The organism is Thioclava sp. GXIMD2076 (genome assembly GCF_037949795.1).
GTDB classification, from domain to species: Bacteria; Pseudomonadota; Alphaproteobacteria; order Rhodobacterales; family Rhodobacteraceae; genus Thioclava; species Thioclava kandeliae.
Map to the genome: position 1 here is coordinate 404346 of NZ_CP149934.1, position 26094 is coordinate 430439.

General features: G+C 61.3%; 21 protein-coding genes. 13 read left to right on the forward strand and 8 right to left on the reverse strand.

The genetic code is table 11. From position 1 onward, the window contains the following. Positions 1-7: 7 nt before the first annotated feature. Positions 8-982 carry a sugar ABC transporter substrate-binding protein gene (locus tag WDB91_RS18875; RefSeq protein ID WP_339115210.1) on the reverse strand — a complete coding sequence of 325 codons (975 nt, stop codon included), beginning with the start codon at positions 980-982 and terminating at the stop codon, positions 8-10. A 151-nt stretch (positions 983-1133) separates the two neighbouring features. Here WDB91_RS18875 and WDB91_RS18880 point away from each other — a divergent pair, with 151 nt between their 5' ends. Then, the gene (locus WDB91_RS18880) at positions 1134-2171 is read left to right on the forward strand and encodes a LacI family DNA-binding transcriptional regulator (protein ID WP_339115211.1); all 1038 of its coding nucleotides are present in this window, start codon (positions 1134-1136) and stop codon (positions 2169-2171) included. A 19-nt stretch (positions 2172-2190) separates the two neighbouring features. On the opposite strand, the gene WDB91_RS18885 is transcribed toward WDB91_RS18880, so the two are convergent. From WDB91_RS18885 to WDB91_RS18900, 4 genes are all read right to left on the reverse strand, one after another. Next, a complete protein-coding gene (locus tag WDB91_RS18885; protein WP_339115212.1) occupies positions 2191-3147 on the reverse strand; it encodes a sulfotransferase family 2 domain-containing protein in 957 nt (318 codons plus the stop codon). Next, positions 3144-5708, reverse strand: coding sequence for a glycosyltransferase (locus WDB91_RS18890; protein WP_339115213.1), 2565 nt, complete (start codon positions 5706-5708; stop codon positions 3144-3146). Before WDB91_RS18890 ends, WDB91_RS18885 begins: the two co-directional genes overlap by 4 nt. 28 nt (positions 5709-5736) lie before the next feature. Next, positions 5737-6765, reverse strand: coding sequence for a GDP-mannose 4,6-dehydratase (gmd, locus tag WDB91_RS18895; RefSeq protein ID WP_339115214.1), 1029 nt, complete (start codon positions 6763-6765; stop codon positions 5737-5739). 144 nt (positions 6766-6909) lie between these two features. Beyond that, positions 6910-9594: a DUF4214 domain-containing protein gene (locus WDB91_RS18900; RefSeq protein WP_339115215.1), complete on the reverse strand. Its 2685-nt coding sequence runs from the start codon at positions 9592-9594 to the stop codon at positions 6910-6912. Between the two features lie 267 nt (positions 9595-9861). On the opposite strand from WDB91_RS18900, the gene WDB91_RS18905 reads away from it, so the two are divergent. Continuing rightward, the gene (locus WDB91_RS18905) at positions 9862-10839 is read left to right on the forward strand and encodes a glycosyltransferase (RefSeq protein ID WP_339115216.1); all 978 of its coding nucleotides are present in this window, start codon (positions 9862-9864) and stop codon (positions 10837-10839) included. Here the strand turns inward: WDB91_RS18905 and WDB91_RS18910 are convergent. Further along, positions 10836-11879 carry a hypothetical protein gene (locus WDB91_RS18910; RefSeq protein ID WP_339115217.1) on the reverse strand — a complete coding sequence of 348 codons (1044 nt, stop codon included), beginning with the start codon at positions 11877-11879 and terminating at the stop codon, positions 10836-10838. The two genes, WDB91_RS18905 and WDB91_RS18910, sit on opposite strands and share 4 nt — an antisense overlap. A 104-nt stretch (positions 11880-11983) precedes the next feature. Here WDB91_RS18910 and cysD point away from each other — a divergent pair, with 104 nt between their 5' ends. Together cysD and cysN are read left to right on the forward strand one after the other, a co-directional pair. Beyond that, entirely contained in the window at positions 11984-12889 is a 906-nt protein-coding gene (gene cysD, locus WDB91_RS18915; protein WP_339115218.1) for a sulfate adenylyltransferase subunit CysD, read from the forward strand. 66 nt (positions 12890-12955) lie between these two features. Further along, positions 12956-14872: a sulfate adenylyltransferase subunit CysN gene (gene cysN / locus WDB91_RS18920; protein ID WP_339115219.1), complete on the forward strand. Its 1917-nt coding sequence runs from the start codon at positions 12956-12958 to the stop codon at positions 14870-14872. 56 nt (positions 14873-14928) lie between these two features. Here cysN and WDB91_RS18925 read toward each other — a convergent pair whose 3' ends face one another. After that, positions 14929-15942: a LacI family DNA-binding transcriptional regulator gene (locus WDB91_RS18925; RefSeq protein WP_339115220.1), complete on the reverse strand. Its 1014-nt coding sequence runs from the start codon at positions 15940-15942 to the stop codon at positions 14929-14931. Between the two features lie 346 nt (positions 15943-16288). Between WDB91_RS18925 and WDB91_RS18930 the strand changes: the two genes are divergently transcribed. The 5 genes from WDB91_RS18930 to WDB91_RS18950 all read left to right on the forward strand — a co-directional run bounded on the left by WDB91_RS18930 (position 16289) and on the right by WDB91_RS18950 (position 21235). Further along, positions 16289-17248 carry a substrate-binding domain-containing protein gene (locus WDB91_RS18930; RefSeq protein WP_339115221.1) on the forward strand — a complete coding sequence of 320 codons (960 nt, stop codon included), beginning with the start codon at positions 16289-16291 and terminating at the stop codon, positions 17246-17248. 75 nt (positions 17249-17323) lie between these two features. Beyond that, entirely contained in the window at positions 17324-18349 is a 1026-nt protein-coding gene (locus WDB91_RS18935; protein ID WP_339115222.1) for an ABC transporter permease, read from the forward strand. Positions 18350-18361: 12 nt separating this feature from the next. Next, positions 18362-19180: an ATP-binding cassette domain-containing protein gene (locus WDB91_RS18940; RefSeq protein ID WP_339115223.1), complete on the forward strand. Its 819-nt coding sequence runs from the start codon at positions 18362-18364 to the stop codon at positions 19178-19180. Between the two features lie 73 nt (positions 19181-19253). Beyond that, a complete protein-coding gene (locus tag WDB91_RS18945; protein ID WP_339115224.1) occupies positions 19254-20279 on the forward strand; it encodes a Gfo/Idh/MocA family oxidoreductase in 1026 nt (341 codons plus the stop codon). Beyond that, positions 20276-21235 (forward strand): sugar phosphate isomerase/epimerase, encoded by a 960-nt coding sequence (locus WDB91_RS18950; protein WP_339115225.1) that lies wholly within the window; start codon positions 20276-20278, stop codon positions 21233-21235. The genes WDB91_RS18945 and WDB91_RS18950 overlap by 4 nt, the downstream gene beginning before the upstream one ends. Before the next feature lie 5 nt (positions 21236-21240). Here WDB91_RS18950 and WDB91_RS18955 read toward each other — a convergent pair whose 3' ends face one another. Further along, complete coding sequence (locus tag WDB91_RS18955; RefSeq protein ID WP_339115226.1) at positions 21241-22131, reverse strand: LysR family transcriptional regulator; 891 nt, start codon at positions 22129-22131, stop codon at positions 21241-21243. A gap of 120 nt (positions 22132-22251) precedes the next feature. Between WDB91_RS18955 and WDB91_RS18960 the strand changes: the two genes are divergently transcribed. Genes WDB91_RS18960 through WDB91_RS18975 form a run of 4 tightly spaced genes read left to right on the forward strand, consistent with a single transcriptional unit; the run spans position 22252 to position 25936 of the window. Next, positions 22252-23052, forward strand: coding sequence for a transporter substrate-binding domain-containing protein (locus tag WDB91_RS18960; protein ID WP_339115227.1), 801 nt, complete (start codon positions 22252-22254; stop codon positions 23050-23052). Then, positions 23049-23834, forward strand: coding sequence for an amino acid ABC transporter ATP-binding protein (locus WDB91_RS18965; protein ID WP_339115228.1), 786 nt, complete (start codon positions 23049-23051; stop codon positions 23832-23834). Before WDB91_RS18960 ends, WDB91_RS18965 begins: the two co-directional genes overlap by 4 nt. Continuing rightward, positions 23831-24505, forward strand: coding sequence for an amino acid ABC transporter permease (locus tag WDB91_RS18970; RefSeq protein ID WP_339115229.1), 675 nt, complete (start codon positions 23831-23833; stop codon positions 24503-24505). The genes WDB91_RS18965 and WDB91_RS18970 overlap by 4 nt, the downstream gene beginning before the upstream one ends. Before the next feature lie 3 nt (positions 24506-24508). Beyond that, on the forward strand, positions 24509-25936 hold the full coding sequence (locus tag WDB91_RS18975; protein ID WP_339115230.1) for an MmgE/PrpD family protein: 1428 nt from the start codon (positions 24509-24511) through the stop codon (positions 25934-25936). The last annotated feature ends 158 nt before the right edge of the window (positions 25937-26094 follow it).

Genomic DNA, 26094 nt, shown 5'->3' on the forward strand with positions numbered 1-26094 from the left:
GCTTTGCTTAGCGGACGCCTTGCTTCAGGCCGTCCATGGTCGCATCGACATTTTCCGCGTCGACAATGCCCGGGCCGGTGAGGATCTCACGGGTCGGGATCGACAGGCCGAAATTGACATGCGCGTTCAGGATCGACGCGGCCATGTAACCTTGCATGTAGCCCTGTTGATCGATGGCAAACATCTGCTTGCCGGCCTTGATGTTGTTCAGGATGGTCTCGTTCATGTTCAGGCCACCGACCTGGACTTTGCCCGATTTACCCGACTGCATCACACCGTTGATCGAGGCATTCGCATCCACGTCCGACACAGTATAGATACCGGTAACTTCGGGATTCTGCAGAAGATAGGCTTTGACGGCCTGTGCCACAGCAGTCTGGTTGCCGAAGGAGGTCGCCGGAAGCGGCAGAACCTCACCGCTACCACCTGCTTCGGTGATCCCGTCGGTCAGGCCTTTGCAGTTCGCTTCGATATTTGCAGCACCCGGCAGGGTGTTGATGCAAACAACGTTCTTGATGTCATGTTTGGCAAAATAGCCGCCGGCCGCTTTGCCGTTCTCGTAATCATCCGAGCCGATATAGTTCATCGCGCCGAGCTTGTCGGCGGCGTCCAGACCACCGGCATTGATGATGATCAGCGGGATGCCTGCATCGACCACTGCCTTGAAGGCAGGATCCATCGCTTCCGGAACCCAATCGGGTGCCGCGATTGCATCGGCGCCCTGGCTGATCGCCTGACGGATCAGTTCGGCGGCGTCGACGCCGAGATTGTCATAGTTCTGCGGGCCGAGCCAGGTGACGGAACCGCCCTGCTCTTTAGCCAGCTTGCCGGCATCTTCCGCGCCACGCTTCACGATCGACCAGAAGGGATCGTCAGGCTTGCCACCCACCACGAAAATATCCGCAGCAAAAGCTGCACCAGCATAGCAACCCAAGGTCACGACGGTCGCGACACTTGCCGCGAGACGGCTGAATTTTGTCATAGATTGTCCTCCCTAGACCCCAAACCTCCTCTGGGGCCGAACATCCTTTTCTTACCCTTATCTCCGAGAAGGTGAAATAATATTCTTGAGTAAAAGAAACTTTTGTTTCATAACGTGTCATTCACGATGATATTCAGGCAACGGTGACCCTATGAACAGACCTACGATATCCGATCTGGCCAAAGCTGCGGGCGTTTCCGTGTCGACCGTCAATCGCATTCTGGCGGGCGCCGGAAATGTGCGCGACACCACGATCCAGCGCGTGCAGGAAGCCGCGGTAAATATTGGGTTTTACGGGGTCGAATCGATCAATCAGCAGCTGCGCAGCACCCTGCCCGGTATCCGTCTCGGGTTCCTCCTGCAGCAAGGCAATCGCGAGCTTTACCAGATCTTCGGGCGCGCCATTGTCACGGCCTGTCGCGCGAGGCGTGACGCGATCGTTGAACCGGATGTGGAATTTGTGGATGTGCTCACGCCAGATAATATCTCATCGCGCCTCACGGCTTTGGCAGAAAGATGTGATGCAGTTGCCATCATCGCCGCCGACCATCCCCTGATCGGCCAGACGATTCGAAGCCTGCACGAAAGGGGCAAACCGGTTGTAGCCTATATCACCGACCAGTCCGCACCCGAACGGGCAGGCTATGTCGGGGCGGATAACTGGAAACTCGGACGGACGGCGGGGTTCCTTATTGCCCAGACGACAAAAAACGCAGGCCGGGTTGCCGTCTTCAACGGCAACCACCGCTATCAGTGTCAGGATGTCGCCGATGCCAGCTTCCGCTCCTATATGCGCGAACATGCTCCGCATCTGCATGTCGATGAAAGCCGCGCGACACATGAGGAATCGGATGTCGCCTATCAGATGGTGACCGAGCTTCTGCAAGATAGCGACGAGGATCTGCGGGGGATCTTCATCGTCGGGGGCGGAATTTCCGGCGTTCTGCGGGCGCTGCGCGAGACAGCACCCGAACGACGCGCGAAAATTCAGGTCGTATGCCGCGATATGGGCCCCGAAATCCGAAGGGGATTGTCCGAGCGACTGATTACCGCAGCGCTTTGCCATCCGATCGGACCCATCTCCAACCTTCTGGTGCAGAGCATGCTCGATTCGCTGTCGCAACAAGGGTCCGGCACAACAACGCAATATGTGCTTCCGTTCGAGATCATCACCCCCGAGAACCTCTGACGGGGGCATGGCACGGCCACTACGAAATCGTCTCGGCCATCAGCGCGAAATCGCGCGCGTAATACTGGGAGATTCGTTCCTTAAGATCCTCCGTCAGGAAGGATTCCGCATCGATCATCGGCAGCCGGTCCAGCACTGCGGGCAGAAGCTGCTCGGCGCCGAAATGCGTCACCCCCTCGCCGCTCCCCGAACGGTTGACGGGCGGCTGGCTCAGCTCGATGCCCGACATGGCCTCCAGATCGCGCACGGCCTGCGCGAGATTGTCGAAATCATAGAGCGCGCTCCAGTGATGGTCGCCGAGATAGAGATATTGCGGCCGCCAGTGGGGATCGAGGGTTTCGGGCGGCTGTGCGGTAATATGCAGGATGAAATCCCGAAAACGGATGCCTCGCGCGAAATCCGGCCCGGGTAACCCTTGCGCCTTCTGTACAGCCTCGATGAGCGGGCCGGTGTGATAAGTCAGGTTGGCGCCATCCATGCGGTTCACCACGAATTTCTCGATATAGGCCGATAGCAGCCGCCGGTAGGGGTCGCGCAGGATCGCGAAGCTGTAGAGATCGGGATCGCGCCAGATCGCGGAAATCTCGCTCTCGGTGTAATCCGAAAGCTGCATACCGGTGCGGATATGGTCGGTCAGCTGGTGGATCGAGCGATCAAGGATGTGACGTCTGGGATGATCGGCAAGATGGACCATCGCGCGTTTGAAATAGCTGCAGGCGTTCTTGCCGATCGGACAGTAGAGAATTCCGAGCTGGCGGGCGATAAAATACTGCCGCTCGGGCCAAGCCAGATCGGTTTTCTGTGCCCGCTGCGATGTCAAGAACTCCTGCGAGCCGAACAGCGTCCCGAGCAGGCCACCGAAATCGCCGAATTGCGCCTCGGGATTGGGGTCGCGCGCAAGAAACAGCTGGAATGTGTCGCGCACCAGAGCATGCGGTAGGGCCGCGGGCAGATCGGTCGGAGCGGCAAGGGTCATTCTGCGGCCTCCCGTGAGGGGTGATCAAGCTGGTCAAGGATCTGCTCGAGCCGCACCTTATAGCGCGCAGCAATCGGCGTGATCGAGAAATGCGTCCTGATAAAGTCGAGCGCATAGGCGGTCTTGCGCTCGCGCGCCGCGGGATCCTCATAGACCTGCCGCAAAAGGCGCGCCGCCGTTTCGACATCCGGCTCGGCCCAGACCGCGCCCTTGGGCGTGAAGATATAATCGCCCTTCGAGAGCGCAGCCTCGGTGCAGGGCACGAGCCATGCGGTATCTTCAGTGCAGAATTCAAGATTGCCCGAATAGGCCGAACAGACGACCGGCACACCGAGGCTCATCGCTTCGATCATCCCGAACCCCCAGCCTTCCGAACGATGGAGCGACAGATAGCAATCCGCCCCTTTCTTCAGCCTCAGCAGGTCACGGTAACTGAGCGTCTCGTTCATCAGCAAGATCCGGGGATCGCGGGACATGATCGCCTCCATCTCGTCCCAAATCCGGATCTGCACGGGATCGAAGACCGAATGCCGGTTCTGGGTCTTAACGATCAGGCGTGCCTCCGGCACGCCCTCGAAGGCCTTCTGGAAGCTGCGCAGGGCATTCAGCGGGTTCTTGCGTTGCACGAAGGAGAAACTGTCAAAGGCTACAAGACAAACGAAATGCTTGCCCGACAGCCGGAACCTGCGTTCCACGAAGCGGCGCGCGCTCTGCCGATCGATATCGTCATTGGGCTCAAAACACATCCCCACATTGCGGATAGGGCCATCGAAATGCGGCCGATAGATCTGCACACCATAGTCCGAGGACAGCCAGATCTCGTCGAGCATCTGGAGCGCAAGATAGTGGCAGGCCGCCGGACGGTCGAGCTCCCAGTAGAAATAGCCAATATTATAGCTGTGGGAGAACACATCGGGTTGATAGGCAAAAGCCAGAGGCACCGATTCCGCATTGAGATGGATGAGATTGATCCTGGCCGGACCATAGCTTTCGATCAGCGTGCCATCGGTACTAAATCCTTCCGGTGCAGGATTATCCATATCGAAATCGACGCAGCGCAGATGCGTGCCGGTCTGCGCCAGAATGCTGGCCGAAAGCCGTGCGGCCTGCCCCAGCCCCGAGGCCTTCGCCAGAGGGCCGATCAGCTGGATATCGGCCAGCGCGCCCTTCGGCACCGGAAGCGCGGCCGCTTCCAGCCGGTGCCCGTCCTCCGTCAGGGTCAGGAAACGCAGGCTTTCAAGGTCGAAGCCCTTCTCGCGCAGTGCATGGGCATAGCGCTCACGCGCAAAAGCAACGCTATTGCGCCCCGTCACACGCGCGAGGAACGTCTCGAGTTCCGAACGCCCGCCCGATTCCACCGGTAGAAGCAGTGCATCACACAGCCGCCGCGGCATGTAGCGCAGGATATCGGGCCGCTTCAATGCCCTCACCAAAAGGATGAGATAAAGCTCCTTGCGGCTTTCGGCACTGCGCCCCGGCGCAAGGAAATGCAGAGCCACGCTCGCATTGAAGACCCTCTCGGCAAAGGTCGTCAGCGGCCAGTCGTCAAATTGGCGCGAGGGCGCAATGCTGCGTAACAGGTCAGCCATGCTATCGGTGACCAGACAGTCCTCGACCCCCAGATGCGCCGCGTCCTGCCATGCCCACCAGAACACGAGCCGCGTATATGAGCCGCGGTCATTGAGATCGAGTTCGGCCAGAAGATCGCGCCTCTGGGCAAGGCGCCACCACATCATTCGCGTAAGACGCTGCCGTGCCCCGCCCATCGAGAGCGTGGCATTGAGATAGGCAATATCTGCAGCACTAAGTGGGACGCGCTGGCGGCGGGTCGCGTTATAGGTGGTCAGATAGAAATACAGGAAGCGATCGCGCTCGGAACTGTCGGGCACAACCTGAAACTCTTCCTCGACCCTGTTGCGGTGGCGCGTAAATTCCTGATACGCGGGCAGGCCGCTTGGCACGCAATCAGCCACCGGAACCAGTGGGCGGGTCTCGAATAGAGCCTTATGGGGCACGAGATCCGGCACGCCTTCGGAGAAGGGCTCCGGCACGGGTGCCTCAAGCATCGCGTCGATATCGGCCAGATCCTCTGACAGGAACCGTGCGATGAGGGCGGTCAGATCGACAGGATCGGTGTCAGGCCCCGATTGCACCATCAGACCGAGCTGCCCGATCTCGCGCGGTTCGGGCCCGACGATACGGACGCTGACCACACCGCCCGCCTGCCGGATCGGCGCGATCAGCGCCTCGGACAGAGGAAAGGCAAATCCGCATCCCAAGGCACAGCCATGATGCGCGGCTACATCGGCGCGCGGTTGCTCGACCGTCACCACATCCAGTAACGCGCCTTGCGCATAGAGCCCGACCTGCAACCCTGTCGCACGGGGCGCGCGCTCATCGAAGACCCAGCCCCTGATCGTATCATCCGCGATATGCAGCCCCTCGAGATTGCCGATGAACGGCGCCTGAATGCGGCGGGTCTCGCGCCGGTCACGGAACCGGCGCAGACGGGACAGGATTTTGCGGACAACAAGCCGCAGGATGGAAAACAGGCGACGCATGGGCATCCTCCGCGCGTGAAAGTAAGGCTTAGCGCAGATGCTGCGCCTGTGCGTCGAAATCGGCCCGCGCCATCATCGCGGCCAGCGCCCGCACATCGGTGCGCGCCTCCCAGCCCAGCTCGATGCGGGCCTTGGACGGATCGCCCAGCAGCAGCTCCACCTCGGCCGGCCGGTAGAAGCGGGGATTGACCTGCATCAGCTGACGCCCCGAGCGGCGGTCATAGGCGGCCTCCTCCGCGCCCTCCCCTTCCCAGATCACTTCCATATCCAGCGCCTCGCCGACATAGGTGAAGAAGTCGCGGATCGTGGTGCTGGTCCCCGTCGCCAGCACGAAATCCCCGGGTTTGTCACGCTGCAGCATCCGCCACATCCCCTCGACATAATCGCCCGCAAATCCCCAATCGCGTTTGGCGGCCATATTGCCCAGTTCCACAGGCGCATTGGCCCCATGCGCCAGCGCCGCAAGCCCCATCGAGATCTTGCGCGTCACGAATTCCTTGCCGCGCAGCGGGCTCTCATGGTTGAAGAGAATGCCGGAAGACGCATGCATCCCGAAGCTCTCACGGTAATTCACCGTCATGTAATGGGCAAAGACCTTGGCCACACCATAGGGCGAGCGGGGGTAGAAGGGCGTGCTTTCCAGCTGTGGCACGGCGCGCACCTCGCCGAACATCTCGGAGGTCGAGGCCTGATAGAACCGGCAGTCGGGACGCAGGGTGCGCAGCGCATCGAGCATTCGCACCACCGCCATACCATCCACCTCGGCGGTATAAACCGGCACATCCCATGAGGCTCCCACAAAGCTTTGCGCGGCAAGGTTGTAGAACTCGTCCATTGCCACATCGCGGATCGTGCGGAAGATATTGTTGGCGTCACTCAGATCGAAATCATGCAGATGCAGATGCTGCGTGATTCCCAAAGTGTCGAGACGCATCATGTCCGGCTGTGAGATACGCCGCACACCGCCATGAACTTCATAGCCTTTTTCGAGAAGAAGACGCGCCAGATAGGCCCCGTCCTGCCCTGTGATTCCGGTAATGAAAGCGATCTTTGTCATTCGTCCCTCTTTGAAAAATCAAGGATGTCACACGAAGAATTGGCTTATCGAACGCTAGGGTAAGAATGGTTAACAAAACCTTTCTTAGTAAACACTTTTCTCCTTTTGGTTGTGTAAAAATACCCTCCGTCATAATCGGCCTGCTTAGTAGGAGAAGCTGTCATAGGCGATTTCGTTCACCGATATGTTACGCAGAACCACTTCGACATCTTGGTCGGCAAAGACCGCATCAGCACCGTCCTGCGTGAACTGGGCCTTGATATCGGCCACGCTCGCATAGCCGAACCCCTCGAAGGACAGGGTGTCCCAGGGCTGGTAATCGACCACCAGATGCGAACCGGGTGTCTCGGCCGAGAACACGAACCGGTCGGCCATCATCCCCCCGAACAGGATATTCTCGCCACTGCCGCCATCGAGCTGGTTCCACTCGCCCTGTGCCTTCATCCAGGCCTTCAGTGGCGCGGCCATCTGCGCCACGAATTCGGCACTTTGCGAAAAGCCCTCGACCACCTCGGCGCGGGTCCAGCCCTGATCCATACGGGCACACCAGTCACTCAGCCCCGCCGCATTCGGCGCACGACCCAGAACATTTTGGTAAAGAAGCGTCACGAAGCCCGCATCATCGACATTGCCATAGCTCTGCTGGAACTCGGGCGAGTTGACGAACCCGTCGACGACGTCCCCGAAGGATTTCCCCTGCGAGAGCGCCGTCGTCCAGACCGTCAGGCCGGCCAGATCCGGTGCGCGCCCGAGCGTCGCCTGATAGAGCCGGAACACGTCATCTGCCCAGCTTTCCTGATAGCCCGCGCGCGACATATCCAGCACTTCGGATTGCATATTTCGGCTGAATTCCGTGCTCTCGGAAAAGCCTACGACCACATCGGCACGGCTATTGCCCTCCTGCCCCAGAAACGTGGTCCAGCTTTTCAGACCGGCGGCATCGGGCGCCCGCCCCAACACGTTCTGATAGAGTTGGGTAACAAATTGCGCATTGGTCAGCTCGCCATAGGTGGACTGGAACTCGGCCGAATTCACAAAGCCCTCCGCCACTTCGGTGAGGGTCTTCTCGCCCGTCAGGATCTGGGTCGTCCAGTCCAGATGGCCCGCCACATTGGGCGCACGGTCGAGCGTCGCCTGAAAGATCCGCACCACCTGCGCCGAGGCCGCATCGAATTTCCCATCCTCGATCTCGCCCAGAAGGAGATCATCGCCAGCGCCCCCCAAGAGCGTATCGGCGCCGCGCCCGCCGGTGACCGTATCGGCCCCGCGATCGCCCTCGAGCCACTCGTCCTCCGCCGTGCCCACGATATGTTGCGGCCCGAGCGTGAGATAGCTGATATCGATATGCCAGATATCGCGCAGATCCTCGGCACTGAAATCGGACGCCTTCAGCGACCGCCCGTCCGCAGACATCACCGTCACCGTCTCCTCGCCCAGCGTGATCCTGGCGCCGCCCGTGATGGGGGTGATGGTCAGCGCATCGACCGTGTAGAAGCGCCCGATCTGCGACAGGTCGATCCGGTCGATCCCGACCTCGAAATCCTCGATCCGGTCGGTGGTGCCATCCTTGGTCAGAACAAATGTATCGGCCCCCGCGCCCCCCCACATCCGGTCGCTGCCCGCGCCGTCCATGAGGACATCATCCCCCGCACCGCCGCGCAGCGTGTCATTGCCCGCACCGCCCGAGAGGATGTCATCGACGCCTGCGCCGGTCAGCGCATCCGCCGCCTTGGTGCCGCTCAGGATCGAGCCCGGATCAACATCGATACTGAACAGCGAGAGCGCCGAGAGCCCGTCCTCGCCCTCGCCCTGTCCTGCCACATAGAGGCGCAACTCGCCATCGACCACCGCCAGCTCCAGCGCCGAAGGGTCCTCGAGCGCCATGCCTTCGGTATCGGCGACCGTTTCCAGATGCAGGAGCCGCCCGTCGGGCAATAGCGTCAGGAGCGAGAGCCCGTCATCCCCGCCCCCCGCCACGATATAGGCGCGGCCCTCGTATTCGACCGCCTCCAACACGGTCAGCTGGCCGAAACGCGTCGTCAGGTCATCATTCACCTGATCTGTCACCGTCAGCTGGCCCGCAGCATCGATCCTCGCAACCGTCACCGAGCTGGACCCCTGCGCGCCCACCAGCACATAGACCTGCCCCGCCAGCGTGACCTGCGTCAGCGCGACAGGGTTCGAGATCGCCAGACCATCGGCCAGATCAAGCCCCGCCTGCGCGCTGACCTTGCCCGTGGAGGAGAGCGCATAGCAGCCCAGTTTCGGATCGTCATCCGACAGGGTCAGCACATAGGTCGCACTGCCAACGGTCACCGTCTCGATATCGCGGAGAGTGCCCGCCGCAAGATCCGCCCGCGCCGTCACCGACAGCGCCCCGCTCGTGCCGAGCGTATAGACCGTGAACCCGTTTTCCTCGCGCCCCGCCGTAATCAGAAGATCGGTGCTGCCAATCGACACGGTTTCAAGGATATTGATCGCGTCGAGGCAACTATTCCCGAGCGTGAAGGCCTGATTGAGCGTGCCGTTACTGGCCACCCAATAGCCCGCCACGCCACTGATCAGCGGGCCTGAGGCGAGAAGGGCGAGCTTGCCGCCAACCTCGCAGAGCGCCAGATCGACCGTGCCGTAGAGGCCCGAGCCTGCGGGATAGAGCGCCAGATCGAGTAATTTGGCCCCCGTAGCCGCATCGCGCACGACGACGCCGCCGCCCTCGCCCGAGGCCTGATAGAGCACGCCCCCGTCGAGCGACAGGAGCAGGTCGTCGATCGAACTCATATACTTGGTGGCGCCCGTCGTCGCCATTCCCAGATGTGTCAGATAGCCCATCCGCCTCGCCCCAAACCTCCTTGCAGACGCGCCACCGGTTATCCTGTCCCGATACTTTGCCCGATGGCGCGCTGGCTGTTCCCACATGCGCAAGATGGACACAAAGCCTGCCCGAAAGCGGATCAAAATGGGAACAAAACATGGCTTTTACCGCCGATTTGGCTCAAATGCCAACGGTCGCGCCCTCGGCAGCATGCTGCCGCCCAGCCTTTGGAGATGTCGCAACACCGCTGGACAATCCGGAATGGGGCGCGCAAATATACCGGCATGGAAAACCCTGTTTCGTCCCTGATTTCGGCCACCCAGACGCCCCATATCCGCATCATCATGGCCTGCCGGAACGGCGCCGCACATCTGCCCGACCAGCTGGCCAGTTTCGAGCGCCAGACCCATCGCAACTGGTCACTCGATGCCAGCGATGACGGATCGAGCGATGCCACCACCGATATTCTCGAGGCTTTCCGCAAGCGCCATCCCTCTCGGGTGCGGATCTTTGACGGGCCCCGCGCGGGTGTGGCCCCCGCGTTTCTCACGCTGGCCGCCCGCGCCGCCAAGGATGCCCCCGAGGCGGCCCTTGCGCTCTCCGATCAGGATGATGTCTGGTCGAAGGTAAAGCTCGCGCGCTCGGTGCGCTGGATGAAGCGCGCAGGCGATCCCGCCCGCGACCCGCTCGTCTATGCCAGCAGAACCATCCTGACCGATACGCACCTCAAGAAGCTGGGCCTGTCGCATCTGCATATGCGCGGACCGTCCTTCCGCAACTCGCTGGTGCAGAACATCCTCGGCGGCAATACGATCGTGCTGTCGGCACCGGCTGCCGCCATTCTGGGCCAGTCGGCGCAAGCCGCGATCTCGGCCAGAGTGCCCTATCACGACTGGTGGATCTACATGATGATGGCGGGGGCAGGCGCGCAGATCTTCAACGATCCCAAACCCACGCTCTATTACCGCCAGCACGGTTCGAACCAGCTGGGCCATCACGGACCGGTGCGTGGCCGTCTCAAGCGGCTGGGCACAGTCGCCAAACGCCATTTTTCCGGCTGGCTGGATGCCAATATCGCGGCGCTCTTTGCCAACCGCCTGTCGCTGACCCCCGAGAACGACGCACTGCTGATGCGGTTCCTGTCGGCGCGCAAGATGGGCGGTGGCGCCTACGGGAGAGCACTGCGCGAGCTGGATATCCACCGCCAGACGCTACAGGGCGACCGCGTGCTACAGGTGATGGCGCGCACCGGACGGCTCTAGAGCCAGAGCCCTCCCGACCATAGGAGCCGCACGACAGCGGATTGCCCGGCAACGCCCAGTTTTGCGTAGAGCTGCTTGGAATAGCTACGCGCGGTCTCGCGCTGCCAGCCGAGCGCCTCGCCCGCCTCCGCCAGCGACAGCCCGTCCCCCAGACAGATCGCAAGCCGCGCCTCGCTACGGGCGAGCCCGTAATGCTGCATCAGATGGGTCTCGCCCATCTCCCCGATGGCGCGCGGCTGGCGCAGATAGGCCATGATCGCCCCCTCCTCCATACGCAATACCATCGCAAGCGGGCGCGTGTCGGAGAGATCGAAGGCGGCCCATCCCGCCGCGCTCCCCCCGGCTTCGGGTCTTTCCGCGGCGCCCAGTTCGGCCAGACGTGCACGGAACCGCCGCGCCAGATCGGGCGAGGTGAATGCGAGCCAGCCCTGCTCGGTCAGCGTCATGGCCGTGCCCTCCAGCCGCGCCGGAAGATCCGCAGATTGCGCGACCACCCGCCCCGCCGGAGAGATCTGCATCCAATACCCCCCCAGATCGCGCGCAATCCTGCTATCACGGGCGTGGCGGGCCCGTTCGGCCCGCAGCGCCTGATAGCTTTGCAACGCAGGCCCCAGATAGGGCGCAAGCCGAGACAACCCGACCCCGTCGCGCGCGCGGAAATCCGCAATGCCGTGATCCACACCATTACGCCCGATCCACACAAGCGCGTGGCTTGTCGCATCGATCCGGCTGCGCAGCGCCCGCAAGGGAAGGTCGGGATTTGCCAGATCGGAGAGCTCGCTCTGGCCATAGATCCGCCCGCTGCGCATCCTCTCGATGAGGGCGCGGGAAAAGATTGGCACCGGCCCGCCCCATGACCATGCGCCCGTGACCTCGCCACCCCGCAAGGACAAGAGCCCCGCCGCATCCGCGCCAGTCATCTGCGCCAGACCGCGCAGGAAATCGGACCACAATTCGGAGGGCGCTGCGGCCTCGCCCGCGCCATAGCCGGAGGAGGCAGAAAAAAGTGACGCGATAACAGCTTCTTCGCTGGACGCCATGGCGGAAAATCTCCGAAAAAGCATTTAGCCCCCATTTGGGGGGTGCTGCGACAAACTGACAGGCTTACCTCTGGTGTCAACACGAAGTTTGAACCGAGAGCATCATGACCAAGACATCTCTTACCCACCTTCAGCGGCTGGAAGCCGAGAGCATCCATATCCTGCGTGAAGTCGTGGCCGAGGCGCAGAACCCTGTAATGCTGTATTCCGTGGGCAAGGACTCGGCGGTCATGCTGCATCTGGCAAAGAAGGCCTTCTATCCCGCACCGCCGCCTTTCCCGCTCCTGCATGTCGACACCACCTGGAAATTCCAGGCGATGTATGCGCTGCGTGACAAGGCCGCAAAAGATGCGGGGATGGAGCTGCTGGTCCACCAGAACCCCGAAGCCATCGAAAAGGGCATCAACCCCTTCGATCACGGCTCGCTGCATACAGACATGTGGAAGACCGAGGGCCTGAAACAGGCGCTCGACAAATACGGGTTCGATGCCGCCTTCGGTGGCGCGCGCCGCGACGAGGAGAAATCCCGCGCGAAAGAACGTGTGTTCTCCTTCCGCACCGCCCAGCACCGCTGGGACCCGAAAAACCAGCGCCCCGAGTTGTGGCGTCTGTATAACGCCCGCAAGAACAAGGGCGAGTCGATGCGGGTCTTCCCGATCTCGAACTGGACCGAGCTGGACATCTGGCAATATATCCATCTCGAGGGCATCGAGATCGTGCCGCTCTATTTCGCAGCGCCCCGCCCGACCGTGGAACGCGATGGCATGCTGTTGATGGTGGATGACAACCGCTTCCGCCTGAAAGATGGCGAGGAGCCGGTCATGCGCTCGGTGCGTTTCCGCACGCTGGGCTGCTACCCGCTGACCGGTGCCGTCGAAAGCCAGGCCACCACGCTGCCGGAGGTCATTCAGGAAACCCTTCTGACCACCACCTCCGAGCGTCAGGGCCGTGCGATCGACCACGATCAGGCCGCCTCGATGGAGAAGAAGAAGCAGGAAGGCTACTTCTGATCGCGCGCGCAGGGGCCGCAAACGGCCCCGCTTCTCTCCGGATATATGAATTTCAGGTGCACTCACATGACTGCAAACCAACAAGACCCGATCTACAAGACCGACGCGCTGATCGCGGAAGATATCGACCAGTATCTGAAGGTCCACCAGCACAAGACCATGCTGCGCTTCATCACCTGCGGCTCGGTCGATGACGGGAAATCCACCCTGATCGGCCGCCTGCTCTATGATAGCAAGATGATCTTCGAGGATCAGCTGGCAACGCTCGAAGCCGATTCCAAGCGCGTGGGCACCCAGGGCCAGGAGATCGACTTCGCGCTCTTGGTCGATGGTCTTGCCGCCGAGCGCGAGCAGGGCATCACTATCGACGTGGCTTACCGCTTCTTCGCCACCGAGAAGCGCAAGTTCATTGTCGCCGATACTCCCGGCCACGAGCAATATACCCGCAACATGGTCACCGGCGCCTCGACCGCCGATCTGGCCGTGATCCTGATCGATGCGCGTAAAGGCGTGCTGACCCAGACCAAGCGTCACTCCTATCTGGTGAAACTCTTGGGCATCAAGAATGTGGTGCTTGCGGTCAACAAGATGGATCTCGTGGGCTATTCGCAGGAGACCTTCGACCAGATCGTGGCCGATTACACCGAATTCGGCAAAACCATCGGCCTGACCGATTTCGTGCCGATGCCGATCTCCGGGTATAAGGGCGACAACATCACCACGCCGTCCGAGAACATGCCGTGGTTCACTGGCACGCCGCTGCTGCCGCATCTGGAAACGGTCGAGATCACCTCGTCGCACGAACCCGTCGACGCACCCTTCCGTATGCCGGTGCAATGGGTGAACCGCCCCAATCTCGATTTCCGCGGCTTTGCAGGCCTCGTGGCCTCGGGCCGGATCGCACCGGGCGACGAGATCCGCGTGCTGCCCTCGGGCAAGACCTCCAAAGTGGCGCAGATCGTGACTTTCGAGGGCAATCGCGACGAAGCGATTGCAGGCGAGGCGATCACCATCACGCTCGAAGACGAGATCGACTGCTCGCGCGGTCAGGTCATCGTGGCGGCGCAAAGCCCGCTCGAAGTGGCCGACCAGTTCGAATCGACCATCATCTGGATGGACGAGGAAGAGATGATCCCCGGTCGCGCCTATTGGCTCAAGATCGGCACCCAGACCGTTTCGGCCACCGTTCAGGCGCCGAAATACGAGGTGAACGTCAACACGCAGGAGCATCTTGCGACCAAGACGCTGGATCTGAACGCGATCGGGGTGGCCAATATCACCACCGACCGCGAGATCCCCTTCGCGCCCTATGAGGAGAACCACGATCTTGGTGGCTTCATCCTCATCGACAAAATGACCAACCAGACGGTCGCGGCCGGCATGTTGCATTTCGCGCTGCGCCGCTCGACCAATGTCCATTGGCAGGCCACCGACATCTCGCGCGAGAGCCATGCGTCGATGAAGAACCAGAAGCCAGCCGTGCTCTGGCTCACCGGCCTCTCGGGCTCGGGCAAATCGACCATCGCAAATATCGTCGAGAAGAAACTGGCGCGGATGAACCGCCACACCTTCCTGCTCGATGGCGACAACGTGCGCCACGGCCTGAACAAGGATCTGGGCTTCACCGAGGCCGACCGGATCGAGAATATCCGTCGTGTGGGCGAGGTTGCCAAGCTGATGACCGATGCCGGTCTCATCGTGATCACCGCCTTCATCTCGCCCTTCCGTTCGGAGCGTGACATGGTGCGCGGGATGATGCAGCCGGGCGAGTTCGTCGAGGTCTTCGTGGATACGCCGCTGGAAGTCGCCGAAGAGCGCGATGTGAAAGGCCTTTATAAAAAGGCCCGTTCGGGTCAGCTGAAGAACTTCACGGGCATCGACAGCCCCTATGAAGCCCCTGACAATGCCGAATTGCGCATCGACACGACCGAGATGACGCCGGAAGAAGCTGCCGATCTGATCATCGCGCGTCTGATTCCCTGATCCGGTTCATAGCACCAACAAACGCCCCGCCCGAGAGAGCGGGGCGTTTTGTTGTGTCAGTTGCAGTTGTAACGGGTATGGATCAGGATCGAGGAGGGTGCGGGTTGGCTTTCGATACCGCGCAGACGCTCGTCGATGGCCCGCACGGCCTGGACCAGCTCGGCGGCCGAATCATGCGAGATGACGTAATCCATCGTGCCTGCCTCAAGCAGAACCCGCGTGAATGGCGTCAGCTCGTGACCGATAAAGACCGTTTTGCCACTCAGTCCCGCATGTTCGAGCGCAGCCCCTACGCCGCGATTGGCCCCCGCCACGTTATAGATCGCACCGGGCGGGCGGGCCGATGCCAGATGGCTCGCCAGAAGTTCCTCGGTGCGTTCGACATTGTCATTCGAGATCACCCGCTCCTGAATGCTCAGATGCGGGTAGTCCTGCCGCAGCACCCGGCGGAACCCCATCTCGCGCTCCTGCTGGCAACGGAACGGCACGCTCATCACCAGCAGGATATGTTGCGGAACCGGCGGGAGGATCTGTCCGATCAGCTGCGCGGCCACGCTACCCGCCGCATATTGGTCATTGCCAACATAGACCGTGCGCCGCGAACTGGGCAGATCCGAGGTCAGGCAGACCGTGGGCTTGCCGAGGGCCGCGATCTTGCGCAGCGCGCCGTTGATGGCCGGATGCTCGTAGGCAATGACGATCACCGCATCCAGCTCGCGCCCCGCCTGTTCCAGTGCCGCCGCAAATCGTCCCGGTTCGATCTCCTCGGTGGTAAAGAACTGCCCCGTTAGCTCCACCCCCGCGATAGAGGCATTCACCATCTGCATCGCCTGCATCATCTGTCCGTTGAAGGACGGACCGGAGATACAGAAAAACCCGATCTGACGCAGATCCTGCATCCGGTGATCGGCGGCCAGCTTGTCGAGTGCCGCCATCACGCGGTTTCGGGTCGTTTCTTTGACGCCGGGCCGGTTGTTGAGCACGCGGTCGACGGAGGCCGGCCCCACACCGGCAAGGGCGGCAATCTGCGCGATATTCGGGCCTTTCCAGTTCTTGCCAGCTTTCGGCATCCACAGCGTCCTTAATGATCCGTTTTACATCGCCGGCATACACCGCCCGATAAATAGGCAAATTTCAAACTTACATTGCAAGCGAAACAAACGACTAATTTTGATGTGAATAACATCGTATTATTATCACAAGCCCGCTAGCTTTGATTTAATAAGATCATTTATTACTCAGACAGGGAGATTTCGTTTCAGAAAATGAGCGTTGGCGGTGGAGGTCGCCATCAGCCTCATGGTGCCTAGCACGGGCAATTCTGAGGTGAAGAAAATCAAACTGCCGGAAGAGATGTGGTTTCGGCCACGCATGTCGCGCCGTCGGAGGAGACGGCGTCAGTGGAGGAGTGTCGACATGAAATTCAAATCTGCCCTGCTTGCAGCATCGGTACTGGCGCTAAGCGCCTCGGGCGCCATGGCCGCCAACATCGCGGTGATCGCGGGCTCCATCGAGGACGGGTTCTTCAACCTGATCAAGAAAGGCGTCGATGATGCGACGCTGGTCGTCGAAGCCAATGGCGGTCAGGTCAACTACCTGCGCACGCCCAATTACGACAATTTCGGCCCCGATCTGGTAACGCTCATTAATCAGGCTGTCGCACAGGGTGTGGACGGGATCGCGATCCCCGTCTGGGTACCCGAGGCACAGGTTCCTGCCTTGCAGGCAGCCGCCGATAAAGGCATCAAGATCATGATGTATAACTCGGGCTCGGATGTAAAAGAGGATGTCCACGGCATCAACTATTTCGGCTCGGATGAGTTTGTCGCCGGTGTTGCGGGTGGCGAATACATGGCCGAACATGGTGCCAAGAAGATCCTGTGCCACATCCACACGCCCGGTGCGGTGAACCACGAAGCACGCTGCGCGGGTGTGGTCGAGGGAGCCAAGAAAGGCGGCGCCGAGGTCAATATCCTGCGGACCCCGGCCAATCTTGATGGCGATGTGACCGGCACCGCCGAGTCGATCAAATCGGAACTGGTCGCCGACCAGGGCATCGATGCGGTCATCACCCTTGCCGCGTGGTCGGCAGATGCCGCGGCCAATGCCGTGGGCCAGATCGGCGCGCAGGACCGTGTGAAGATCGGCAGCTTCGACATGAACCCCGCGGTGCTTGACCGCATCAAGGGGGGCACCCAGACCATGGCGATCGACCAGCAGCCCTATCTGCAAGGCTTCCTCGCAACCTCGATGCTGGCGGCGCATATCGATTTCGGCACCGAACTGGCGACCGATCCCGTCCTGACCGGCCCCGCGATCATCGATGCCAGCAACATCGATACCGCCCTGCAAGGCGTCGCCAAAGGCGCGCGTTAATCCGTCTGACACCGCCTGACGGGCACCCCCGCGCGGGGTGCCCGATTGCCGCTTCTGTCGCATGAGGACCTGTCTATGCCCCCGAAACCCGATGCGCCCACATCTACCCCGTTTTCCGTCTCCGGCCTGTTCCGACGCCCCGAAATGGGCGCCTTCATGGGTATGGTGCTTGTTTTTATCTTTTTCAGTATCTTCGGATATGATCGTAACTTCCTCTCGCCCTTCGGCACGTCCAGCTGGATGAACGCGGCTTCGACCATCGGGATCATTGCTATTCCCGTTGGTTTTCTGATGATCGCAGGTGAGCTTGATATCTCCATCGGTGCTATGGTCCCCGCAGCCAAAATGGCGATGGCCATAAGTTGCGGCTATTACGGGCTGCCTTTCGTGGTGGGCCTTGTGCTGACCTTCGCGATTGCCGCAGCGGTGGGCACGGTGAACGGGCTTCTGGTCACTCGCACCAAGGTGCCCTCACTCATCGTGACGCTGGCCACACTGTTTTCCGTAGCCGGCCTGACGCTCTTCCTGTCGCTCTTCCTGACCGACACCACAAGCCAGGCCATGCCTTCGCCCGAATGGGCCAAATTCGTCTTCGGCTCCTATCATATTTGGGGTCTGCAATCCTCGGTCTTCTGGTGGTTTGCACTGGCCGCGATGCTCTATTTCTTCCTGCATCAATCGCCCTGGGGGAACTGGATCTTCGGGATGGGAGGCGACAAGGAAAGCGCACATAATGCGGGCATCCCTACCGACAAGTTGAAAATCGGCCTCTTCGTGCTGACCGCGATGGCCGCCGCCCTCTCGGGTATCTGCGAGGCAACGCTGGCAAACTCGGCCACCACCACCACCAACTTCGCACTGATCTTCAACTGCATTATCGCGGTCGTCGTGGGTGGCGTGCTGCTGACAGGCGGCTTTGGCACCGTCTCCGGGATCTTCTTCGGCACCGCGACCCTGGCCATCGTCCAGCAGGGCATCGGCTACACGCCCTTCGACCGTAATCTCAGCTCGCTGATCATCGGGGTCATGCTGCTGATCGCGGTTCTGATGAATGACAGTTTCCGCCGTATGGCGCTGTCGATGTCCGGCAAGAAGAAATAAGGAGATCCGCTCATGACTGCTCCCGTTCTGGAAATGCGCAAAGTCGACAAAAGCTTCGGGCCGATCGACGTGCTGCACGAGATCTCGCTCAAGGTGCATGCGGGCGAGGTGCTCTGCCTTCTGGGCGATAACGGTGCCGGCAAATCCACGCTGATCAAGACCCTCTCGGGGGTCCACCAGCCCAGCTCCGGCGAGATGCTGATGGATGGCAAGCCGGTTTTGTTCAACACGCCCCGCGAGGCGCAGGATCACGGCATCGCCACCGTCCACCAGTTCGGCGGCACCTATCCGCTGATGTCGGTGGGGCGCAACTTCTTCATGGGCGCCGAGCCCACCAAGGGTTGGGGTCCGTTCCGCCGCTTCGACCGCCATGTGGCCAATAGGATCGCCGTGGAGGCCGTGCAGAATTTCGGCATCACTCGGATCACCGATGGCGACCGTCTGGTGGGCGCGCTCTCGGGCGGCGAGCGCCAATCGCTGGCCATCGCACGCGCGGTGCATTTCGGGGCGCGCGTGCTGATCCTCGACGAACCGACCGCCGCACTGGGCGTCAAACAGGCGGCCCACGTCCTGCGTATCGTCAACGAGGCCAAGCGCCGGGGTCTGGCCGTGATCTTCATCACCCATCAGGTCATGCATGCGATGGCGGTAGGCGACCATTTCGCGGTGTTGATCCGCGGCGCGATTGCCGCAGATTTCCGCAAGGGAGAGAAAACCCGCGAGGAGATTGCCGATCTCATGGCAGGGGGAGAGTCCATGTCGGCTCTGGAGGCCTCGATCGAGGTCTATCAGGACACCCATGACGGGCACAGCCCGCAGACCGCCGGCTGATCTTCCTACTACCTGAACCGACAGGCCCGCCGCTCTGGCGGCCCTGTCCTCTTGCGCCAAGAAGGAGATTTCCATGACCATCCGATTAGGCCTGATCGGCGCGGGCCTCATGGGCGCGGACCACGCCCGCATCATCGCCCTCGATCTGCCTGACGCATCCTTGCAAGTGGTCTGCGACATGGACCCGACCCGTGCGCGCGCTGTGGCCGATGCCTGTGGAGCCGCCGATATCGCCAGCGACCCCGAGGCGATGATCGCCCGCGAGGATGTGGATGCGCTGATCGTGGCGAGCCCCGATTTCACCCACGCGCCCTTGTCGCTCGCCTGTATTCATGCGGGCAAGAAGGTGCTGATGGAAAAGCCTCTCTCGCAATCGCCTGCACAATGTCTGGAAGTGATCGGGGCCGAGACCCGCAGCGGCGCACGCCATGTCATGCTGGGGTTCATGCGGCGCTATGACCGCGCCTATGCAGAGATGCGCGCGGCTCTGGGCGCGGGCCGTCTGGGACGCCCGCTGATGATGCATAATTTCCACCGCAATGTCGAAACCCCGGCGGCGGATTTCACCGGCGCGATGGCGATCACCAATTCCGCCCCGCATGAGTTCGACGTGGTGCGCCATGTGCTGGGGTGCGAGTATACGAGCATCTCGGCTTCGCAACCGCGCCGGTCCGATAGCCGCGTGGCCCCTGTCGTGATGGTGCTGGAAACCGGAGACGGGCAAATCGTCACGATCGAGGTGAACAATAACGCAGCCTATGGCTATGATGTGCGCGCCGAGCTGGTGGGCGAGACGGCCTCCATTTCTATGAACCATGTGGCCTATACCCGCATGGAAGGCGCGCTTGCCAGCAGCGCCGCCTATGACGCCGATTGGCGCGGACGATATCACGAGGCCTATGTGGCACAGAACCGCGCCTTTCTGGGCTTTGTCGAAACCGGCCTCTTCCCCGAGATCGCCGCCGATTGCTGGGATGGCTATTGCGCCGCCCTCGTGGCCGAGACAGGAGCACGGGCTCTGGCCAGCGGTGCCAAAGAACCCGTAAACATGGCTTCCCGTCCTGCCTTTTATGAATCGCGTAAGGGAGACACCCTATGAAACTGGGATTTGTGACCGACAGTCTTGGTGGGATGGCATTCGGGGATGTGCTCGAGCACGCGCAGCGGATGGGGGTCTCGGGCCTCGAGATCAACACCTGCGGCTGGTCCACCGCCCCACATTTCGATCTGGCGCGGATGGCGGGGGATGCGGGCGTCCGCAAGGATTTCCTCAAACAGGTTACCGAACGCGGGCTCGAGGTGATCAGCCTCAATGCCAATGGCAACCCGCTCCACCCGACCGATCCGCGCCAAGGTGAGGATCTGAGGACCACAATCCGGTTGGCGGGTGAAATGGGCATCAAGACCGTCTGCACCATGTCGGGCCTGCCTGCCGGATCGCCCGAGGACCGGATGCCCAACTGGGTGGTGTCTTCATGGCCACCCGAGACCCGGGAAATTCTGCATTATCAGTGGCACGAGAAGCTATTCCCGTTCTGGCATGAAATCGCGGAGCTAGCCCGTGAAAGCGGGGTGGAACGGATCGCGCTCGAGCTGCATGGCAATCAATGCGTCTATAACGTGCCCTCGCTCCTGAGGCTGCGCGCCGAGATAGGGCCGGTGATCGGAGCAAATCTCGATCCTTCCCATCTGTTCTGGATGGGGGCAGATCCGCTTCAGGCCACCGAGGCACTGGGTGAGGCGATCTACCATGTCCATGCCAAGGACACCTTCCTCAATGCGCCGGTTCAGGCCACCACGAGCCTTCTGGAAAACGGTTCCCTGATGGATATTCCGGCACGCAGCTGGTCCTATATCACGCTGGGCTTCGGTCACGGGGAGGAGTGGTGGCGTCAGTTCTGCTACCGGCTTAAAATGGCGGGCTATGATGGCTGGTTATCTATCGAACACGAGGATGTCCTGCTGAACTCTCTGGAAGGGCTCGAGAAATCCGTCGCACTTTTGCAAGGCGTCATGCCGGTCGCTGCCTCGGATTTCAAACCGCAGGCAATCTGAGCCCTCTATCCGGCGGTGCCAAATTCCAGCCCGCCCAGTATGTCCAGCAATGCGCGCATTTCGGGGCGCTGCGCCGTGGTCTCGCCTATCGCCGCCAGAAGGCTGACCTCCATGCTGGGCGTGACAGGCCGCCACGCAAGCCCCTCCCTTGGGAGATCGAACGTAGTAAACCCGTCTACCAGTGTCATCCCCAGCCCCTGACGCACCAGATTGACCGCGATATTGTAACGGTTCGTCTCGAGGCTGCGCGAGCTGCGCCGGTCGAAACCCGGAACATTGCGCATCAGCATCGCCACGATATCGCGGTCGGTGGTGATGGCGACCAGATCCTGACCGGAGATATCTCCGGCCCCGATCTCGGCATGCGCGGCCAGAGGATGATCCTCGGGCATGATACAGATGATGTGGCCCCCTGCGATCTTGAGCGTGCCCGGCAACGGGTCCGCGCCCGCCTGCACCATCAGCCCCAGATCATATTGCCCCCGCTCCACCGCCGCCGTGATATCGTGATTGGGATGCATGTCGAAGATAAACCCCTGATCGCCATGCCTTTCGCGGTAAAGCCGCGCCAGCACCGGTAACAGACCCAGCGAAAGCGAGGGGGTCGCCGCCACGCGGATCAGACCAGGGCGCATCTGGCGGATCGTGTCCACATAGCGATCAAAGCGTGACAGCTCCGCCTCGAGCCGCGACGCCTCTCCCAGAAGCTGACGGGCGGCCTCTGTCGGGGTCAGCCGCCCCTTGTGACGCTCGAACAACGAGATGCCATGGCGACGCTCGATCATGGCGATGGCCTTCGAAACCGAAGGCTGTGCCATGTTCAAAAGGCGCGCCGCCGCAGACACGGATCCGAGTTGCATGACAGTGACGAATACCTCGATCTCGCGCCGGTCCATCTATTCCCTTTGGCTATAGGATACCTAAAATAAAGTATTAGACAGAATGAATTTTGCCGATCCATAGTCAAGCCTAAGAGAACCAAAATCTAAAAAACTGGTCCAACAGAGAGTAAGCACATGAAACTGAACAGACGTGCGGCGCTGATGGCGGCCGCAGCCACTGCCCTATTGCCCAAACAGCTTCTGGCGCAAGGCAAGACCGAATGGGCTGGGATTAAGGCGGCAGGCAAGGTGCGTGCCGGCGCGGTCGAGGCGAAACCCTGGTTCACACAGGATTTCGCAAGCGGTGAATGGAAAGGCCTCGTGCCCGATATCCTCGAGGCGGTGTTCGCGCCCGAAGGCATCTCCGTCGAATATGTCGACACCCAATGGGGCACTGCTGTGGCGGGCCTGCAATCGGGCCGCTTCGACCTGATGGGCGCTTATAATTCCACGCCCGAACGGGCCGAAGCCATCGATTTCACCAAGGCAATCGGCGGGTTGCGCCTGACGATCCTGACGCTGAAAGACAACGCCGCAAGCTTTGCCAGCTGGGACGCGATCGATAGTCCCGATGTCAAACTTGCCGTGATCGACGGCTCGGGGGCGGCCCGCATCCTGCAGCCCAAACTGACCAAGACCACATGGGTCGCCACGCCATCGAGCGATACCATGTTCCTCGAACTGGAAAGCGGGCGCGTCGATGCCATCGTGACCTCGGATGCGCAGGTCGCCGATTACATCGCCAGCCGCGACCGTGGCACTATGGTCATCCCCGAACCGGTCGAGCGTCAGCCCACCAATATCGGCCTGCGCAAATCCGAGGACCACGAGCTTCTTGACTGGCTCGATACCCGCATTGCCGCCCTCGAAGCCGATGGCACAATGGACAAGATCTGGGCGAAATACACCAGCGTCGAGGGTTCGACCAAGTCATGACCGGAACGGACCCCATTCTTCGTATCGAGGATCTCCGTAAATCCTACGGTGTCTTCGAAGTGCTCAAAGGTATCTCGTTTGATGTGTATCCCCGTCAGGTCGTGGGGCTTCTGGGGCGCAGTGGCTCCGGCAAGTCAACCTTGCTGCGCTGTCTGAATTTCCTTGAACAGCCCAATGCCGGACGAATTTTTCTCGAGCAGGAAGAAGTGGGTGTCCGCAGTGCCGCCGGAGGGCGCAAGCCTGTTCCGGCGGCACGCCTTGCCTATCAGCGCCGCCAGATGGCAATGGTGTTTCAGAACTTCAATCTCTGGCCGCATATGACAGTGCTGGAGAATATCACCGAAGGTCCCGTCAAGGTGCTGGGACTGTCCAAGGACGAGGCCGTGGCCGAAGCGCGCAGCCTCCTGGTCAAGGTCGGCATGGAAACGAAGGAAGACCAGTATCCGATCCGCCTGTCGGGTGGTCAGCAGCAGCGTGTGGCCATTGCCCGTGCGCTGGCGATGCGACCCAGGCTGATGCTGTTCGACGAGCCGACCTCCTCGCTTGATCCCGAACTGGTGGCCGAGGTGCTCAAGGTCATGCGCGATCTGGCCGATGCGGGCACCACCATGCTGGTTGTGACCCACGAGATGGCCTTCGCGCGTGACGTCTGCGACCGCGTCCTTTTGCTGCATGAGGGCCAGCTGATCGAGCAGGGCCCGCCCGCCGAGGTCATGCTGCAATCGCAAAACCCTGTCGCCGCGTCCTTCTTCGCCGGACTGCGCGAGGAGGCCGCACAATGAGCTATGATTGGGATTTCGGCGTCTTGTGGGAATATCGCGGACTTCTGGCACAGGGTGTGCTGATGACCGCCAAGATCGTGGCGCTTTCGGTCGTGCTCGGCATCCTGATCGGGATGCTTCTCACACCTCTGCGCATGTCGGAACGGATCTGGTTGCGCTGGCCCGCCACCGCCATGATCGAAGTGTTCCGCTCCTGCCCGCCTCTGGTGCTGGTCGTCTGGACCTATTACTGCCTGCCGATCATCGCAGGGCTGACACTGCCTGCCTACTGGACCTGCGTCTTCGCGATCTCGGTCTATTCGGGCGTCTATTTCGCCGAGATCTTCCGCTCGGGGGTGCAGGCCGTTGATCGCGGGCTGGTCGAGGCCGCACAATCGGTCGGCATGCCGCGCTGGCGTATCCTGCACCGGATCGTGCTGCCGCTTGCTTTCCTGCGCATCATGCCGCCCTTTACCGGCCAGTGCATCATGGCGATCAAGAACTCGGTTCTGGGCAGCTATATCGCGGTGGGCGAGATCCTTTATGAAGGACAGAGGCTCAGCACCCATAGTTTCCGCCCGCTGGAGGTGCTCAGCTTCGTCGCCTTCTTCTTCATCTGCACGATCATGCCGCTCTCACTGATTGCGGGCGCCATAGAGCGCAAGATCCACCGTCGGTATTTCAGGCGCTAAACGATGACCCTTCCCTTCGATCCGCCAACGGGGCTTGCCCCGCGCCTGAGCCTTTTTGCCAGCGAGACGCCCGCCGAGGCGATTCCCGATAGCGTGATGCAGTCATGGGTCCTGCATCTGATCGACACGCTGGCCTGCGCGGCAGCCGGTAGCAGGCTCCCCCTTGCGCAGAGTGTGGCCACCTATGCCCGCCAGCAGGGATCGGGTCGCCCGCTCATCGGTGGCGGATCGAGCGGGCCGATGCTGGCGGCCTTCGCCAATGCCTTCGCGGCCAATCTTCTCGATTTTGATGACGGGTTCGAGCATGATGGCAAAGGTATGGGCCATCCGGGAGCCTCGCTAGTGGCCGCAGGGCTCGCGGCTCTGGGCGATGCGCCGGTGACGGGGCGCGCATTTCTGACCGCTCTCGTATTGGGGGCAGAGATCAACAACCGACTGATCCTCTCGGTCCAGCCGAGTGCCAAACGCTTCGTGGAAGTCTACGGCATCGGACAGCATCAATCGGTGGGTGCTGCGGTGACCTATGCGCGGCTCAAGGGGTTGGGCGCGCCGCAGATGTCCAACGCGCTCAACCTCGCGGCCAGCCTCAGTGCGGTGCCGAGCCTGCACAAATATAACTGGTTCACCCGCCCCATCATCAGTCTGAAGGATTTTGTGGCCCCATCCGCTCAGGCGGGTGTTCAGGGCGTCGACCTTGCGCTGGCGGGTCTGCAAGGCCCTGCGGATATTTTCGAGGGACCGCAAGGGTTCTGGCGGATGGTGGGCTCGGACCACTTTGCGCCCGACCTGCTGACCGAGGGATTGGGCCACGACTGGTATGCTGGGGACGGTGCGGTCAAGACCTATCCCGCCTGCCGCTGGATCGCGCCTGTGCTGGAGGCGTTCGATACAGTTCTGGCCGAAAGCGGCGCGCCTTTTGACCGGATCGCCCGTATCGAGGTCCATTCCTTTGCCGATGTGGCCGCCAAGATGGCTCATACATCGCCTGCAAATGCCATCGATGCCCAGTTTTCCCTACCGCATCTGATGACCTGTCAGGCTCTGGGGCTCGAAGCTGGACTGCCCTGGTTCACGCCAGACGCCCTCGACCAGCCCGAGACCGCCCAACTGGCCACCCGGCTCTCCTTCCATACCGATCCGGAGATGGATGCCGCCATGCGCGGGGTCGGTCGCAGACCACAGGCGCGCGTGGAGCTGACCCTGACCGATGGCGGTCACCATAGCTGCCGGATCGACGCGCCCCTAGGGGGAGCACTACGTCCTGTCAGCGCCGAGACGGTCCATGCAAAGGCCGCGCGTCTCATGGCACAGGCGGGTATACCACATCCCGAAACCCTGCTCACCTCGCTCGCGGACATCTCAGAGGTCGAGGATATTCGCCCGCTCATTGCACCTTTCTTCACCCAGCCAGACGCGCCACGGTTCTCCTAAGCGCCCGACGGATTCTCCGCCATGCGCCGCGTCCTGTGAGCGCGGTTGATCTCCCCCTTCCCGACGCTAACTGGATATCATGCGCATATGGAGAGGTTCCGTTTGAACGGAAATTCCCGAAATCTTGTCAAATTGGCAAGTTTTGTGATGACCTGCTG